Origin of the sequence: Massilia cavernae (genome assembly GCF_003590855.1) — a bacterium.
In the GTDB taxonomy this organism is placed as follows: Bacteria; Pseudomonadota; Gammaproteobacteria; order Burkholderiales; family Burkholderiaceae_D; genus Telluria_A; species Telluria_A cavernae.
On record NZ_QYUP01000065.1, the window covers coordinates 1 to 16,226 of the forward strand.

18 protein-coding genes are annotated in these 16,226 nt (G+C 63.4%); 8 read left to right on the plus strand and 10 right to left on the minus strand.

The genetic code is table 11. The features are described from left to right. The 3 genes from D3872_RS05945 to D3872_RS05955 form a co-directional block, all read left to right on the plus strand. Positions 1-1,382, plus strand: a 1,382-nt coding sequence (locus D3872_RS05945) for an NAD-glutamate dehydrogenase domain-containing protein (protein ID WP_147373816.1), incomplete at its 5' end; no start/stop codon positions are given. Between the two features lie 5 nt (positions 1,383-1,387). Further along, positions 1,388-2,374, plus strand: coding sequence for a succinylglutamate desuccinylase (locus D3872_RS05950; protein WP_119809917.1), 987 nt, complete (start codon positions 1,388-1,390; stop codon positions 2,372-2,374). A 144-nt stretch (positions 2,375-2,518) separates the two neighbouring features. Beyond that, positions 2,519-3,376, plus strand: a complete 858-nt coding sequence (locus D3872_RS05955; protein ID WP_119809918.1) for a GIN domain-containing protein — start codon at positions 2,519-2,521, stop codon at positions 3,374-3,376. Positions 3,377-3,412: 36 nt separating this feature from the next. On the opposite strand, the gene D3872_RS05960 is transcribed toward D3872_RS05955, so the two are convergent. Then, a complete protein-coding gene (locus D3872_RS05960; RefSeq protein ID WP_119809919.1) occupies positions 3,413-4,606 on the minus strand; it encodes a globin domain-containing protein in 1,194 nt (397 codons plus the stop codon). Between the two features lie 190 nt (positions 4,607-4,796). Here D3872_RS05960 and D3872_RS05965 point away from each other — a divergent pair, with 190 nt between their 5' ends. Continuing rightward, positions 4,797-6,251 (plus strand): APC family permease, encoded by a 1,455-nt coding sequence (locus tag D3872_RS05965; RefSeq protein WP_119809920.1) that lies wholly within the window; start codon positions 4,797-4,799, stop codon positions 6,249-6,251. A gap of 201 nt (positions 6,252-6,452) precedes the next feature. On the opposite strand, the gene D3872_RS05970 is transcribed toward D3872_RS05965, so the two are convergent. The 3 genes from D3872_RS05970 to D3872_RS05980 form a co-directional block, all read right to left on the minus strand. Beyond that, entirely contained in the window at positions 6,453-8,609 is a 2,157-nt protein-coding gene (locus D3872_RS05970) for a S46 family peptidase (protein WP_119809921.1), read from the minus strand. 150 nt (positions 8,610-8,759) lie between these two features. Next, entirely contained in the window at positions 8,760-9,026 is a 267-nt protein-coding gene (locus D3872_RS05975) for a hypothetical protein (protein ID WP_147373817.1), read from the minus strand. Between the two features lie 63 nt (positions 9,027-9,089). After that, positions 9,090-9,359: a GlsB/YeaQ/YmgE family stress response membrane protein gene (locus D3872_RS05980; RefSeq protein WP_119809923.1), complete on the minus strand. Its 270-nt coding sequence runs from the start codon at positions 9,357-9,359 to the stop codon at positions 9,090-9,092. 273 nt (positions 9,360-9,632) lie between these two features. Here D3872_RS05980 and D3872_RS05985 point away from each other — a divergent pair, with 273 nt between their 5' ends. Then, positions 9,633-10,757, plus strand: coding sequence for a hypothetical protein (locus D3872_RS05985; protein ID WP_119809924.1), 1,125 nt, complete (start codon positions 9,633-9,635; stop codon positions 10,755-10,757). Between the two features lie 62 nt (positions 10,758-10,819). Here D3872_RS05985 and D3872_RS05990 read toward each other — a convergent pair whose 3' ends face one another. From D3872_RS05990 to D3872_RS06010, 5 genes are all read right to left on the minus strand, one after another. Next, positions 10,820-11,446, minus strand: a complete 627-nt coding sequence (locus D3872_RS05990) for an alpha/beta fold hydrolase (RefSeq protein ID WP_119809925.1) — start codon at positions 11,444-11,446, stop codon at positions 10,820-10,822. A 103-nt stretch (positions 11,447-11,549) separates the two neighbouring features. Continuing rightward, the gene (locus tag D3872_RS05995) at positions 11,550-12,134 is read right to left on the minus strand and encodes a YceI family protein (protein WP_119809926.1); all 585 of its coding nucleotides are present in this window, start codon (positions 12,132-12,134) and stop codon (positions 11,550-11,552) included. A 28-nt stretch (positions 12,135-12,162) separates the two neighbouring features. Continuing rightward, entirely contained in the window at positions 12,163-12,717 is a 555-nt protein-coding gene (locus D3872_RS06000) for a YceI family protein (protein WP_119809927.1), read from the minus strand. 26 nt (positions 12,718-12,743) lie between these two features. Beyond that, positions 12,744-13,283 (minus strand): cytochrome b, encoded by a 540-nt coding sequence (locus tag D3872_RS06005; protein ID WP_119809928.1) that lies wholly within the window; start codon positions 13,281-13,283, stop codon positions 12,744-12,746. 56 nt (positions 13,284-13,339) lie between these two features. Continuing rightward, positions 13,340-13,615 (minus strand): hypothetical protein, encoded by a 276-nt coding sequence (locus D3872_RS06010; protein WP_147373818.1) that lies wholly within the window; start codon positions 13,613-13,615, stop codon positions 13,340-13,342. Positions 13,616-13,633: 18 nt separating this feature from the next. Between D3872_RS06010 and D3872_RS06015 the strand changes: the two genes are divergently transcribed. Genes D3872_RS06015 through D3872_RS06020 form a run of 3 tightly spaced genes read left to right on the plus strand, consistent with a single transcriptional unit; the run spans position 13,634 to position 14,669 of the window. Then, a complete protein-coding gene (locus tag D3872_RS06015) occupies positions 13,634-13,837 on the plus strand; it encodes a hypothetical protein (RefSeq protein WP_119809930.1) in 204 nt (67 codons plus the stop codon). Between the two features lie 57 nt (positions 13,838-13,894). Continuing rightward, a complete protein-coding gene (locus tag D3872_RS25590; RefSeq protein WP_182915702.1) occupies positions 13,895-14,119 on the plus strand; it encodes a hypothetical protein in 225 nt (74 codons plus the stop codon). Further along, complete coding sequence (locus D3872_RS06020) at positions 14,103-14,669, plus strand: TonB-dependent receptor domain-containing protein (protein ID WP_182915703.1); 567 nt, start codon at positions 14,103-14,105, stop codon at positions 14,667-14,669. The genes D3872_RS25590 and D3872_RS06020 overlap by 17 nt, the downstream gene beginning before the upstream one ends. A 118-nt stretch (positions 14,670-14,787) precedes the next feature. Here D3872_RS06020 and purB read toward each other — a convergent pair whose 3' ends face one another. Then, positions 14,788-16,167: an adenylosuccinate lyase gene (gene purB, locus D3872_RS06025; protein WP_119809932.1), complete on the minus strand. Its 1,380-nt coding sequence runs from the start codon at positions 16,165-16,167 to the stop codon at positions 14,788-14,790. Positions 16,168-16,226: the final 59 nt, after the last annotated feature.

A 16,226-nucleotide genomic window follows, 5' to 3' on the forward strand; every position in this document is an offset into this window, starting at 1 on the left:
GCGGCAACCTCGGCGCAACCCAGAACGGCCGTATCGAATTCGCGCTGGCCGGCGGCCGCATCTTCACCGATGCGATCGACAACTCGGCGGGCGTGGATTGCTCCGATCACGAAGTGAACGTCAAGATCTGGCTGGACACCGAAGTCAACGCGGGCAAGCTGCCGGAAACCGACCGTAACCGCATCCTGACCGAGATGACCGGCGACATCGAGCGCCTGGTCCTGCGCGACAACACGCTGCAGACCCACCTGCTGACGCGCGAAGTGCAGGCGCAGGCAAATCCTGCCGTGGTCGACGGCTATGCTGCGCTGATCACCAGCCTGGAACAAGAAGGCGCGCTGTCGCGTGAACTCGAACAGCTGCCTACCGACGCCGAACTGGCGCGCCGCAAGACCAACGGCCTTGGCCTGACCGCGCCTGAACTGGCGGTGGTCGTGGCAAACGTCAAGAACCGCTTCAAGCGCACCCTGTCCGCGCTGGACCTGACCGGCCTGCCATGGGCTGCCAGCGTCCTGAAGCCGTACTTCCCGGCGCAGCTGGTCGCTACCCGCGATCCGCTCGACCACCCGCTGGCAAACACGATCCTCGCGACCGTGCTGGCCAACGAGTCGGTCAACCGCTGCGGTCCGCTGATGCTGCGCGACCTCGCCGCCGAGCAGGGCGTGGACGAGACCGACGTCGTTCGGGCATGGGGCGAAGTATGGGCCGCGCTGCACCTGGCGCCGGTGTTCGACGCGCTTGACGAAAGCGCTTTGAGCGTCCCGCGTGCCGTATCGATGAAGGTCGATGCGCGTACCCGCGTGCTGTTCAAGGCGCTGCTCGAAGGCGCGTTGTCGCTCGACGGCTTCATCAGGGACCACGGCATGGCCGAGCTGACCAACCTGTTCGCACAGCCGCAAACGCTGCAGGGCATGCTGCCCGAGCAGGCCGAGGCAGACCAGTATCCAGCGCTGCCGGCGTCGTTCGCCCAGGCCTGGAAATCGGTCGATGCGATCGACTCGGTGTCGTCCTTCCTGTTCGCGGCAGTGTCGGTCGAGCGTCCTGCCGGCCTGTCGCTGGCCCAGTTCCTGCAGGTTGGCATGGCGCTGCGCAGCCGCGTCGGTATCGACGTGCTGGAACGTGGCCTGAAGCTGGCCCCGCAAAGCAAGTCGCAAGAGCAGCTGCGCAACTACGCAACCCAGGCCCTGCGCCGTACCCAGCAGCGCGTGCTGGCAAAAGTGCTGGCACGCGTCCATGGCGGCTCCGCGCCGATGGATGCGGTCGATGTCGCTGCCGACGAGCTGCACCTGACCGGCTTTGCGGAGCCGGCCGACCTTGAGCAGGCGATGCTCAACGTCTGGACGCTGTCCGAAGCAGTGTCGCCAACCCCGGCTGCGGCTTAAGCGGCATGCAGGCGCCAGCGCTTCCTGAAGCGGTGCGCGCGCTCGCCGAGGCTGATTTCGGCGGCGTTGCGCAGCGGTTTATCGACGCCGGTTTTGCGGTTGATTTGCCGGCCAGGGGAATCCTGACCGTCAAGTCGCCGCAGGCGGCGCCGCGCGCAAGCGTGGTGCTGTCGGTGGGCGTTCATGGCGACGAGACCGGGCCGATCGAAATGGTGGCCTGGGTTCTCGATGTCCTGTCGCAGGCGCCGCAGTCGCTGGCCGTGGACCTGATGGTCTGCGTCGGCAACGTCGACGCCATCGCGGCAGGCAAGCGTTTTATCGATGCTGACCTGAACCGCATGTTCCGCCCGGTGCGCGGCGACCTCGCCGGCATGGCGGAAGCCGCGCGCGCCGATGCAATGACCGCCGCCACCGAAGCGTTCTTCGCCGGCGCCGGTCCGGTGCGCTGGCACCTCGACCTGCACACGGCGATCCGGCCGTCGGTCTATCCGACCTTCGCCATCGTGCCCGACCTGATCGCCGACGAGGGCAAGGCGGCACTGGTGAAGTGGCTGGGGCAGGCGGCCATCGGGGCGATCATCATGAACCCGAGTTCGGCCGGCACCTACAGCTACTATTCGGCCGAGCATCACGGCGCGGCGGCAAGCACCGTGGAACTGGGGCGGGTCGGGACGCTGGGGCAGAATGACCTGAGCCAGTTCGACGATGTGAAGGCGGCGCTGGAAGGGCTGCTGCGCGGCGAGGCGATTGGGCCTGCGAAGCAGGAGCCGCATGTGTTCAAGGTGGCGCAGCAGATCATCAAGCTCTCCGACGATTTCCGCATGACCTTCGACCGCAGCACCCAGAACTTCACGGCGCTGGGGCAGGGCCAGGTGATCGCTACCGATGGCGATACGGTGTACACCGTCAAGCATCCGGAGGAACTGGTTGTGTTTCCGAACCCGGATGTGCGCGCGGGATTGCGCGCCGGTCTCATGGTCGTACGCGTTTAGCCGTTGGCCTCGGGCTTTCAACAGCCCACCCCCCGTTTTTCGCATTTCGTCGCACGTCGGTTCTGCCAGTGTGGCTTTCTTGTTAAGGTTCGATCATGGCGCTCCCGCGCTGTCCTCCAACCCCATAACAAAAAGGTCCGACAAATGCGTACTCTCGTCTCCCTCGCCTGCCTCGCCGCGCTGACCGGCTGCGCCATCATCGTCACGCCCAACGACGACGTCCAGGTCCATTCCGTATTTTCCAGCGATGGCGTGAAAGGCGACGGCCGCCTGGCCAGCGAACAGCGTCCTGTCTCCAGCCTGCCCGGCCTCGACGTGACCGGTCCGATGCATGTCGACGTGCGTGTTGGAGGTACGCCCGGCCTGTCGATCGAAGCAGACAGCAACCTGCTGCCGATGATCCGTTCGGAAGTGGCGGGCGACACGATGCGCATCTGGATCGACGGCAAGGTGCGCACCGACCACGCGATCCGTATCACCTACAACGTTCCCCAGCTGACCCACCTGCGTACGACCGGCTCCGGCCGCATGGACGTGAGCGGCCTGAATGGCGCTCCGCTGACCTTCGTGAAGACGGGCTCGGGCCAGGCGACGCTGTCGGGCCGCGTCGGCAACCTCGACGTGCGCAACACCGGTTCCGGCGCGGTCAACGCGGCAGGGCTGTACAGCCAGAGCACCACCGCCACGCTGGCCGGCTCCGGCCGCATCACCCTGGGCCAGGTGCGCGGCGAGCAGCTCAACGCACATGTGAAGGGCTCCGGCGACATCGAGGCGAGCGGCGAAGTGCAGGCGCTGAACGCGAGCGTCAGCGGCTCGGGCGACGTCCATCTCGCGCGCCTGACCGCCCAGCGCGCCGACCTGTCCACCAACGGCTCGGGCGATATCTCGGCGTTCGTGAAGCAGTCGCTGGTCGCCTACGGCAACGGCTCGGGACGCATCACCGTGCATGGCAACCCAAGCCAGCGCAACGTCAGCGGCAAGCGCGTCGACGTCCTGAACTAAAAAAAAAGGCGGCCATCGCGGCCGCCGTTGTTCGCCTTACAGCAGGTGGTCGAGCATGTCAGGCCCGAACACCTCGCGGTGCAGGCGCGTCACCGGCACGCCTGCACCAACCAGTCCAAGCCACTGTGCCTGCATGAAGGCCAGCGGGCCGCACATGTAGACATTGGTCTCGGTGCGCGGCCACGACGGCAGCTTCGCCACTTCCATACGGCCGCCCTGGGCGTCGGCGCTGTCGCCCAGGTTTTCATAGAAGGTCACGACCTGCAGGTTCGGCATCGCCGAACGCGCGGCCGCCAGGTCGGCCTGGTGCGGATGGTGCGCCGCATCGCGCGCGGCATAGCCGAAGATGACATAGCGCTTCGGGTTGACCTTGGCGATGCGTTTGAGCGCGGCGATCATCGGCGTGATACCAACGCCGGCGGACAACAGCACAACCGGATCGTTCGATTCGGTGTCCGGCGTGAAGTCGCCGAACGGGTGCGACACCTGCAGCACGCTGCCTTCCTTCACATTCTCGTGGATCCAGTTCGACACCTGGCCGGCTTGTGCCGCCTCGGCGCCGCTTTCGCGCTTGACCGAAATACGCAGGCTGGCGCCGTCGGCCGCATCCGACAGGCTGTACTGGCGCATCTGGCGGTAGCCCTCGGACAGGTCGACGCCGACGCTGACGTACTGGCCAGGCTTGAAGGTCTGGACCGGGGCGCCGTCGGCCGGCTCCATCCGCACCGACATCACGTCGCCGCTTTCGCGCACGACGCTGGTGACGCGCATCGGGCGCGTCTGGCCGGGTTCGACGCCGGCGCCGGCGTACAGGTCCTTCTCGGCCTGGATCAGCAGCGCGGCCAGCGAGTTGTAGGCTTCGTCCCATGCAGCCAGCAGCGGCGGCGTGGCAGCGTCGCCCAGCGTTTCGGCGATCGCGCCCAGCAGGTGGCGGCCGACGATCGGGTAGTGCTCGGCGTGGATGCCGACCGATACGTGCTTGTGGACGATGCGGTTCACGACTGGGCCCAGCGCGCCTGGGTTGCCGATGTTGGCGGCGTAGGCGAAGACGGCCGACGCCAGCGATTGCTGCTGCGCGCCGCTGGCCTGGTTACCCATGTTGAACAGGTTGGTCAGCTCAGGGAACTCCGCGAACATGTTGCGGTAGAAGGTGGTGGTGATGGCAAGGCCATGCTCGCGCAGGACGGGAACGCTGGCGTCGATGTAGGGGCGGGAAGCAGCTGAAATCATGTGATATTCCTCTGGATTGGACAAAAGCTGGACGCCGGTTGGCGTCGACGGCCGCTATTCTACCAAAAGCGGCATATAGAATACATCTTAAAATTTTCGAGCGGTTCGCCAGGCAAAAAGATGTGTATTGGTAAGGTGGATATGCCCCTATAATCGCTAGAATTTTTTTCAGCGCGTAAAGGGACACGACGTGAATCAAACTTTGGGCCAGAAGCTGTTGCGTACCAAGCTGGTAGACCGGAAGGCCGAAGCCGGCGGCTTGGCGCAGACGATGGGTTTGTTCCCGTTGACGATGATCGGCGTCGGCGCCACCATCGGCACCGGCATTTTCTTCACGATGGTCGAAGCGGTGCCTAAAGCCGGGCCGTCGGTGATCCTGTCTTTCCTGATCGCGGCGATCACCGCCGGCCTGACCGCACTGTGCTACGCCGAACTGGCATTCAAGATCCCGGGCTCGGGATCGTCGTATTCCTTCGCCTATGCTTCCGTCGGTGAGTTTGCGGCCTTCATCATGGCCGCCTGCCTGCTGCTCGAATATGGCCTGGCCGGCAGCGCCACGGCGATCGGCTGGTCGGCCTACCTCAACAACTTCCTCGAGAACGCGTTCGGGCTGCAGATACCCGAGATGCTGCGAACGCCGATGATCGTGTCGGGGCCGAACGGAGCGGAGTTCAACCCGGGCCACATCAACCTGCCGCCTATCCTGCTGGTGATCATGTGCGGCTTCCTGCTGGTGCGCGGCACCAGGGAATCTGCCGCCACCAACGCCGCGATGGTGCTGGTGAAGCTGGCGATCCTGGTGTTCTTCGTGGTGATCGCGTTCACCGGTTTCGACGCCAATAACTTCACGCCGTTCTTCAATACCGACAACAGCAAGGGCTTCGGCGGCATGGCCGGCGTGACGGCGGCGGCGGGCACGGTGTTCTTCTCGTTTATCGGCCTCGATACGGTGGCTACCGCGGGTGAAGAGGTAAAGGATCCGAAGCGTATCGTCCCGATCGGCATCCTGGCGGCGCTGGGCATCGTCACCGTGTTCTACCTGCTGGTGGCGCTGGCGGCGATCGGCGCGCAGCCTGCGCACATGTTCGCGCACCAGGAAGCCGGCCTGTCGGTGATCCTGCAGAACGTGACCGGCGAGGCGTGGCCGGCGCTGGTGCTGTCCGCCGGCGCGGTGATTTCGGTGTTCAGCGTGACCCTGGTGACGATCTACGGGCAGACGCGCATCCTGTACGCGATCAGCCGCGACGGCCTGATTCCGCGCACCTTCCAGAAGATCAACCCGCGCACCGCGGCGCCGGTCAGCAACACGGTCATCGTCTGCGTCGTGGTGGGGCTGGTGGCGGGCCTGGTGGATTCCACCTTCCTGTGGGACATGGTCAGCATGGGGACGCTGACGGCGTTCATGGTGGTGTCGATCTCGGTGCCGGTGATGCGCAAGCGCGATGGCGGCAATCCGATCGAGAAGGGCTTCCGCGTGCCGTTCGGGCCTTACCTGATCCCGGGGATGTCGGTGTTCGCCTGCCTGTACATCATCAAGGACCTGTCGAAGACCACGTTCACCACGTTTGCGATCTGGATGGCGGTGGCGGTGGCAACTTACTTCCTTTACGGGATACGCAATTCGAAGCTGAATCACACCGCGTGATGTGAGCGCTGATAATGAAAAGGGACTCGGTTGAGTCCTTTTTTTTACAGGTCTGCGGTTTGCAAACAATTCGGCGCATCCGCGTGCATGCTACTTCCACGGCGCGCGAGGTTGAACGGTACTGGATGCAAAAAAAGCCACGCACCTTGCGGCAGCGTGGCTTTTCTTTGAGGGCAGCTTCGATGCCCTTCCAAACGTGAATTACTCGACGTTCATTTCTTTCAGCAGGTTGTCCGCCTTGTCGACATGCTTCATGTTCCACAGCATGTAACGTACATCGACCTGGATGTCGCGGGTGTTTTCCTTGTTGAAGTCCCAGTCGGAGATGATCGAATCGAGCGTGCCGTCGAACGCCAGGCCGATGAACTCGCCCTTGCTGTTCAGTGCCGCCGAACCGGAGTTGCCGCCGGTGATGTCGAGCGTCGCCAGGTAGTTCACAGGAACGGTCTTGAGCTTAGGATCGACATATTTGCCGAAGTCCTTGTTCTTGATCGCTTCCAGCTGGGCTGCAGGCGCGTTGAACTCGCCTTCGCCGGTTGCCTTCGCTACCACGCCCTTGACGGTGGTGAACGCGGTCCAGGAGCCGGTGCCGTCTGCGCCGTGTGCGCGGCCAGCAACTTTACCGAAGGTGGCGCGCAGCGTGCTGTTTGCATCCGGATACACTGCCTGGCCCTTGCTGGTCATGTAGGCGATCTTTGCCTTCATGTAGTTCGCGTAGGCTTGCTGGATCTTGCCGGCGAGTTCTTCGTCTTCCGCTTCGCTCTTCAGGCCCTGCTCGTACATCGCGACCGCTGCCTTGATGAAGGAATCGTTGCTTGCCTTGAAGTCTTCAGGCTTCTTGTCCAGCCATGCGGTGCGCGCTGCCTTGTCGGCCAGCTGCGAGCCTGCGTACATCGTGTCCAGATTGGCTTTCAGTTGCGCTTCGGTCATGCCGTCGGTGATGCCCATGGCGGCGTCGAAGTTGGCGCTGCGCTGTGCCTTCGGCTGCGCGGCGTACTTGACCAGGCTGTTCAGGACCAGTGCCTTGTCGACTTTTTCGGAGTAGGTGCGGTCGACAGCGGCAACGCCGGCCTGGAAGCGCGGCAGGTCGCGTTCCTGGTAGCCGGCCTTGCGGTCGGCGTTCGGCTTGGTGTTTTCCATCGACAGGCGGTACAGGTCGCGTGCTGAACGCAGCAGGCGCGGCGACGACGAGCTCAGGAAGAAGTCGCGCTTGGTTTCCGCGTCGCGCTGGGCGATCAGCTGCTCAACCGTTTCGATGTCCGCGCCGAATTCGGCCTTGCGTGCAGCGTTTGCGTTGATCCATGCCTTCAGGTTCGCGTGTTCCTTGCTCTTGCGCGTGAGGAAATCGCTGCCCTGGTAGCTGGTCAGCATACCTTTGCGGTTCTTGTAGTAGTTGTTGACGTTGGCGACCTGGCCTGCGTACTTGAGCTTGGCGTCAGGATCGGTCTTGGTCTCGCGCTCGATGATCGCCAGGGTCTCTTGCGATGCCTGCACGAAGGACGGGTAGTTCCAGTCGAAGGTGAACGCCACTTCCGACGGCAGGCGGTGACGGTTGGTGCGGCCCGGGTAGCCCAGGACCATGATGAAGTCGCCTTCCTTCACGCCGTCCTTGGCGATCTTCAGGTGGTGCTGCGGCACGTAAGGCACGTTGTCTTTCGAGAAGTCGGCAGCCTTGCCGTCCTTGCTGACGTAGCCGCGGTAGAAACCGTAGTCGCCGGTGTGGCGCGGCCACATCCAGTTGTCGGTGTCGCCGCCGAACTTGCCCACGCCCGAAGGTGGCGCGTGCACCAGGCGCACGTCGCGGATTTCCAGTTGCTTGATCAGGTAGAACTCGAGGCCGCCGTAGTAGCTGGCCACGTTGCAGCGGTGGCCGGCGTCTTTTTCGCACTCGGCAACCATGGACTTCATGTTCTTTTCCATCGCGTCGACGCGGGCTTTGCCGGCCAGTTTCGCGGTGTCGGGGGTGATGATCTTGTTGCTGACGTTGGTCACTTCCTTGGTGACGAAGATGCGGCTGCCTGGCGATGCCGGCAGTTCTTCCGCAAAGCTCTTGGCCAGGAAGCCGTTGGCCAGCAGGTCGCGCTCAGGGGTCGAGTTGACGGCGACGCTGTTGTATACGCAGTGGTGGTTGGTCGCAACCAGGCCCTGCGGCGAGACGAACGAGGCCGAGCAACCGCCCAGGCTCACGATGGCGCCCATCGGGAATTCGGTCAGCTTGGTCAGGGTAGCAGGGTCGAGCTTGAGGCCGGCTGCTTTCAGTTGCTTCGCTACTTGTGGCAGCTGCTGGGGCATCCACATGCCTTCGTCAGCCTGGGCGACGGTAGACAGCAGGGCCAGCGGGAGAAGGATTTTTTTCATTCGCGTTTCGTCTCTTATGGTATGCGGAAATGGACTGGGCTCTATGAGCGCCCTAGAGTATCCGTATCGTCCAAATATTAGTCAACCATATTTTTCACTGTACATATGTCTATATATACAGCTTTTCTTCAGAGGAACGCGCATTCTTCCTTATAACTGGGAACCGAAGATGGCGGCGAATTCGCCGTGCAGTTTTTCGGTCCACGGGCGGTTTTCATGGACCTTGACGCCGGCGCGGGGTGGCGGGCCGAGCAGTACGCCCATGGAGCGCCTGAACTGGGGATCGCCGGTGCTGTACTGGCGTTGCAGCTGGCGTTCGATCTCCTTCTCGCTGGGCAGGAGCTTGAAGGTGACGAACACCGCAAGCAGCGTGACCAGGCCGCTGATCAATGCGGTTAGAACCATTTTGCGCGTCATTCCGGGATGCGGGCGTAAAAAAACCAACGCGCGGGGGCGTTGGTTGGTGGGCGTGCGCCAAAACTAACGTACCTTGCCGCGACGCAGCAGGTTGACGATAGCCAGCAGGATAACTGCACCGAGGAAGGAGACCAGTAGTGAGGTAACGCTGAAGTCGTCTGAATTGATGGTTCCGGTTCCAAACAGCGGAGAGAGCAGCCAGCCGCCCAGGAAGGCACCGATGATCCCGACGACCACATTCAAAATCATGCCTTGTTCTGCGTCCGTTTTCATGACCATGCTTGCCAGCCAACCCAGTACGCCGCCGACGATGATCCAGATGATGAATAACATATCGAACCTCCTTTAGTTGAAGAACATACCCCTGGTCCCCTGACTTGCTGACCGTACGCAAAAGAATAGTCATTAGATAACGCCCGGTCGGTGCGGCAACGTACGTAGCGAGGCATCCCGGCAGTGGATTACCAGTGCCATTTGGAAAGTCGGAATGAGGGTGCGTCAACGTACAGAGTCGGGTCCTGCCGGGCCGTAAAGTTTCAGGCCCTGGCAATTTATTCTAGCTTTGTATGCGAGCCCCGCACATTGAACATTCAAGGAGATTTTGATATGAGCAAGTACGATACGACGAATGAGAACAAGCGCATGGTCACCGGTCTCTTCCGCGATCGCGACAGCGCCGAGCGGGCTTACACCTCCCTTTCGGAACGCGGCTATACCACGGATGACGTCAACCTGGTCATGTCCGATAAAGCACGCAAGACCCATTTTGCCGCTGAAGACACAGAAACCGAACTGGGCAGCAAAGCTGCCGAAGGTGCAGGCGTTGGCGCCGGCATTGGCGGCACCATCGGCGCGGTCCTGGCCGGCGTCGCGGCCGTTGGCACCACCCTGGTACTGCCAGGCATTGGCCTGGTCGTTGCAGGCCCGATCGCAGCGGCACTGGCCGGCGCAGGCGCCGGCGGTATTGCAGGCGGCCTGGTTGGCGCACTGATCGGCGCCGGCATTCCGGAAGAGCGCGTCAAGCACTACGAAGAAGGCATCAAGAGCGGCGGCATCGTGATGGGCGTGACCCCGCGTTCGGACGAGGATGCGGCCCATATCCAGCGCAAATGGACCGAACATAAGGGTGAGCACATCATCGGCACCGGCCTGGGCGCTGGCGCCGGTATCGGCGCAGCAGCCGGCCCGGTCGGCATTGCAGCCGGCGCAGCCATCGGCGGCGTCGCCGGCGGCCTGGCGGGCAAGGGCGTTGCCGAAGTCGTCAATCCGGAAGCGGGCGACGAACTGCACGAGCACCACTTCGCCAAGGGCGTTGGTGCAGGCAGCGGTGCGGCCATGGGCGCGGCAGCAGGCGCGATGGGCGGCCCGGTCGGTGCGGCGGCAGGCGCCGTGGCCGGTGCGCTCGCTGGCGGCATGGCAGGCAAGGCAGCCGGGCGCCTGGTCAATCCCGAGGAAGAGTCGGCTTACTGGCGCAGCGCGTACCAGACCGCGCCGTACTACACCCCGGGCTACACCTATGACGACTACGGTCCGGCTTACGAGCTGGGCTACAACAGCCGCGGCCGTTATTCGGGTGATTTCAACACCTACGAAAACGACATGTCGAGCGAGTGGGACCGCGTCAAAGGCAAATCGCGCCTGAACTGGCAGCAGGCCAAGTCGGCTACCCGTGCAGCGTGGGACAAGATCGAGCGCGCCATGCCTGGCGACTTCGACCAAGACGGCCGCTAAACCGGCCTTGCGGTAAATTGAAACAGCCCCGCTTCCGCAAGGAAGTGGGGGCTTCTTGACGTTTACAGCACCTTGAGGAAGCGGCCGATCGCGTCGCTGACCTGGCGCGGCTGGTCGAACATCACGAAGTGGCGCGCGCCTTCGACCGGCACGACTTCCAGTTTGGCGGTGCCTGCCATCAACGACGTGTAGTAGGCGGCTTTGGCCTGGGGCGTGATGCCGGTCTGGGCCTGCTGGGCTGCGAAGGCGGGTGCATTCAGCGCGGCGATCTGGGCCATCATCGAACGCTGCTCGCGCGGCAGGTTTTCCATGGTCGGGAAGATCGGCAGGCCGTCGACGGCGACCACGCCGCCGACCTGGTCAAGCAGCTGCGCGGCAACCGCAAGCGCCAGCGCGCCGCCCATGCTGTGTCCGATCAGCACCGGCTTGTCGATCTTGCGGGTGGCGATCAGCTGCTTCAAGGCATCGCGCGCGCTGTCGAAGCCGGCGCCGGCCACTGCCGGGCGGCCGTCGAAGCCGGGCAGGGTGACCACGTATACCGTGTAGTCGCCGCTGTATTCGCGCACCGTGTCCTTCCATGCCCACGGTCCGCTGCCGAGGCCGGGAATCAGCACCAGCGGACGGCCGCGCTGGCCGTGGCGCTCGACCAACATCGAGCCGACGTCGAAACGCTCGGCCGGGGCTGCCATGGCGGCGGCGCGGTCCGGTGCTGCCGTTGCCGGGCAAGTAAGATCGGGGACAGACCACGATCTCGTAGGATGGTGGTCTGTCCCCGATCTTGGGCCAACGGAGTTACTTGGCTGCGTCAGCCTTGATGGCTTCAACCTCGATCTGTAGCTTCACTTCCGGCGCGAAACCGCGTGCGATCGCGTAGTCAATGCCGAAATCGGTGCGCTTGAACTCAGCCGACGTATCGGCGCCGCATACTTCGCGTTTGAGCATCGCGTGCTGGATGCACTTGAACTTGTTGATGGTCAGGGTCAGCGGCTTGGTCACGCCGTGCAGGGTTAGCTCACCATCGACCGATACCGGGGTGTCGCCGTCGAACTTGATCGACTTGCCGACGTAGGTGGCGGTCGGGAACTTGGCGACGTCGAACATGTCCGCGCCCTTGGCGTGGCTGTTCAGTTTGTCGTGGCCGAAATCGAGCGAGTCGGCGTCGATGACGATGTTCATCGAGCCGGTTTTCGCGGCACGGTCGAGCACGACGGTGCCGGTGGTCTTGTTGAACTTGCCGCGCAGGACGGAGATGCCCATGTGGTCGGCTTCGAAGCTCGGGTAGGTGTGGCCCGGGTCGATGTTGTAGGTGTCTGCAGCGAAGGCGATGCTGGCCGCGCCAGCGGTGGCGAGTGCGACGACGAGGTGCTTGAATTGCATGTGGAGTTTCCCTTGTGAATAATAAAAATTACTGTCCGGCAGCGACGCGGAAACGGATGACAACTTCGTCGGCGACCATGCTCGTGTCTTTCCACTCGCCTTCGCCGATATTGAACGCCAGCCGTTTGATCGGCAGCGCCCCTTCAAACACTTGCTTGCCGCCATCGGACTTGACCGACAGCGGGAAGTTCACCACCGCCGACCTGCCCTTGATGGTGAGCTTGCCGGTGACGTTCAGCTTGCCCGCGCCGGCCGCCTTGATGCCCGACGAAACGAAGCTCGCCTTCGGGAACTGCGCGGCGTTGAACCAGTCTTTCTTGGCTACTTCCTTGTTCATGTCGGCGTCGCCCAGGTCGAGGCTGGCGGTGTCGATGTCGACGCTGGCTTTGGCCAGCTCGGGTTTGGCGGCGTCGTAATCGACCTGCGCATTGAATTTGCGGAACTTCGCCTCGACCGGCACGCTCATCTGCGTGAAGGTGGCGGAAATCGCACTCGTTGCCACGTCGGTCTTGAGCGGGAAGGCGCTTGCGGCCAGCGTCACCGCCATCAATGCCGCGAGCAGGCTGCCTCGGATAGGTTTCATGGATGCTCCTGTTGGAAGGATGGGGTTCAGGGAAGCATGCGGCGCAGCACGCCGTCACGGTCGATGAACTGGTGTTTCAGTGCGGCGGCCACGTGGATTCCGACGCACCCGGCCAGCAGCATGTTAAGCCAGTAATGCACGGCCTTGAGCACGGGCTTGAGTTCGGGATCCGGCCCGATCAGCGCGGGCAGTTCGACCAGGCCCAGGTAGACCACCTTGACGCCCGAAGCCAGGCTGTAGAAATAGCCCGACAGCGGCACCGCGAAGATCAGCACGTACAGCAGGCCGTGCAGCGAGTTGGCGGCCAGTTTTTCCCACGGCTTCATGGTCGGCGGATACGGCGGAGTCGGATGGAAAAGGCGCCACAGTACGCGCAGCACCGCCAGCAGCAGCACCGTAACGCCGAGCCACTTGTGCCAGGAGAAGTAGCGCAGCTTGGTGGGCGTCAGGCCGGGAATGTCGGTCATGACCAGCCCCAGCGTGAAGGCGCACACGATCAGCAGCGCGACCATCCAGTGGATGGCCATGGCCGTGTAGGTGTAACGGGCGGAGTTGATAGTACGCATTAGGACGAATATACCAGACAAAAAGATTTCACGTTTGGGCCGGGATTTCCGGGTCATCACACTACCACGACGAACACAGCCATGCCGAAATAGTTGCAGTAATTGTAAAACGCATCCGAGCGGTGGCGTTTCTGGTTGATAATGGGAAACACGTGTCCCGCACGAAAAAGGTAGAGAATGGATCGTCCGCACCAAGCATTGACCCGGAAATACAGCGCCTGGCTGGCGCCGGTGGCCTCACTGATAATGGTCTTGCCCGCCGCGGCGGACGTGCGGAACCTGCCCGACATCGCGGACTTGTCGATCGAGGAACTGGCAAATTTCCAGATCACCCCCGTCTCCCCGCCCGCGTGCACGCCCACGCGTACAAGGGCAAGGCAGGACAGCCGGCGCCGGGCGCGATCGCCGTGTCGGGGACGACCCTGCAGCTCGGCGACGTCGAAACCGCAGGCGTCAGCGTCACCGGGAACTGGAACCGCAAGCTGGCCGACGGCAGCAGCATCAGTGTGCAAGCCTACGTAGACCACACCGAGCGCACAGTACCGCCCAGCTAATCCGAAACGCTCGACATCGCCGACCTCCAGTTCCAGCACTCGCTGCGCCGGCTCGGCATGCACGAACTGGTGTGGGGCGCGAACTTCCGCTACTCGTGGGACCGGGTGACCAACAGCGACATCATCGCCTTCCTGCCCGCGCACACCAGCCAGCAATGGGCCAGCCTGTTTGCCCAGGACGAGACCAGCCTGCGCGACGACCTGCGCCTGGGTGTCGGGGCGCCCGCCCCATCTCCTGCGCGGCGGGCCGCGGGTGGTGTCCGAAGTGGCCAAGGTGTTTGAACTGGGCTACCGCGGCCAGCCGCTGCCTGGCCTGTCGTACTCCGCCACGGTATTCCACAACGACTACGGCCACCTGTGCACGCAGGAGGTCGACCCGGGCCGCACCTTCGTCGTCTTCGACAACTTGATGGAGGGGAGGGCGAACGGGATCGAGATGTGGGGCAGCTACCAGCTTGCGCCGTCATGGCGCATCAGCGCGGGCATGACCGGACTGCACCAGACGATGTCGCTCAAGCCGGGCAGCAATGACCGCGCCGGGCCGGGAACGGCGGGCAAGGACCCGTCGCACACGGCGCAGCTCAGGTCCAGCTACGCTTTCGCGCCGGGCAGGGAGCTTGAGATCGCGGTGCGCAAGGTGGGGGCGCTGGAAAATCCGTCGGTGCCGGGATACACGGCGGTCGATGCGCGTTTGGGATGGCGGATCAACCCGGACATGGAGCTGTCGCTGGCGGGGCAGAACCTGAATGGTTCGCTCGGGGAGTACGGGCCGGTTGAGTCGTGCACGGAATTGGCGCGGTCGGTGGCGGTAAGGCTGGTTTGGGGGATTTGAATTTTAATTCGGCGGATGCGCTTCCGCTTATCCGCCCTACGGCCTGCTCTTAATTTCGGCGTAGGGCGGATAACGCGGGCTGCCGCCGAGGCCGCGCATCCGCCGTCCTGGCAGCTGATTAGATCTCGCCAGCCAGCTTCTCCGCGATACCGATGTAATTCGCCGGCGTCATGGCCAGCAGCAGCTCCCTGGCTTCCTGCGGAATCGCCAGCGTCAGGATGAACTCGCGCAGCGCGTCCTTCGAGATGCCTTTGCCGCGGGTGAGTTCCTTCAGCTGCTCGTACGGATTCTCGATGCCGTAACGGCGCATCACCGTCTGCACCGGCTCGGCCAGCACTTCCCAGTTCGCGTCCAGGTCCTGCTCCAGGCGCGCATGGTTCACTTCCAGCTTGTTCAGGCCGCGCAGGCAGCTGTCGTAGGCCAGCAGCGTGTAGCCGAAGCCCACGCCGATATTGCGCAGCACCGTCGAATCGGTCAGGTCGCGCTGCATGCGCGACACCGGCAGCTTCTCGGCCATGTGGCGCAGCACCGCGTTCGCCAGTCCCAGGTTGCCTTCCGAGTTCTCGAAGTCGATCGGGTTGACCTTGTGCGGCATGGTCGACGAACCGATTTCGCCGGCCTTGGTGATCTGCTTGAAGTAGCCCAGCGAGATATAGGTCCAGATGTCGCGGTTCAAATCGAGCAGGATGGTGTTGGCGCGCGCGATCGCGTCGAACAGTTCGGCCATGTAGTCGTGCGGCTCGATCTGGATGGTGTACGGGTTGAAGGTCAGGCCGAGGCGCTGCTCGATCACGTCCTTCGAGAACGACGCCCAGTCGAAGCCAGGGTAGGCGGCCAGGTGCGCGTTGTAGTTGCCGACCGCGCCGTTCATCTTGGCCAGGATCTCGACGCTGGCGATGCGGCGCGCGGCGCGTTGCAGGCGCGCGACGACGTTGGCCATTTCCTTGCCCAGCGTGGTCGGGCTTGCGGTCTGGCCGTGGGTGCGCGACAGCATCGGCACCGCTGCATTCGCGTGCGCGATCTGGGTCAGCTTGGCGATGATGTTTTCCAGCGCGGGCAGCATCACGCCGTCGCGCGCGGCCTTCAGCATCATGCCGTGCGAGGTGTTGTTGATGTCTTCCGAGGTGCAGGCGAAGTGGATGAACTCCGTCGCCGCCACCAGTTCGGGCACGTCGGCAACCTGCTCCTTGAGCCAGTACTCGACCGCCTTCACGTCGTGGTTGGTGACCGCTTCGATTTCCTTGATGCGCGCGGCGTGCGACTCGTTGAAGTCCGCAGCCATCTTGTCCAGCCTTGCGATCGCGTCGGCGGAGAACGGCTTGATCTCGGCGAAGCCGGCCTGCGACAGCGCCTGCAGCCACGCGATTTCAACCTTCACGCGGTGGTGCATGAAGCCGGCTTCGGACAGGATCGGGCGCAGCTTGTCGGTCTTGGCGGCGTAGCGGCCGTCGAGCGGGGACAGGGCCGACAGCGTGGAGTAGGGAGCAGTAGAGGTCATGGGAGAGGGCGTTGATTGAAAATGAGGTGCGATGCGACAAACCGCGATTTTACCACCCG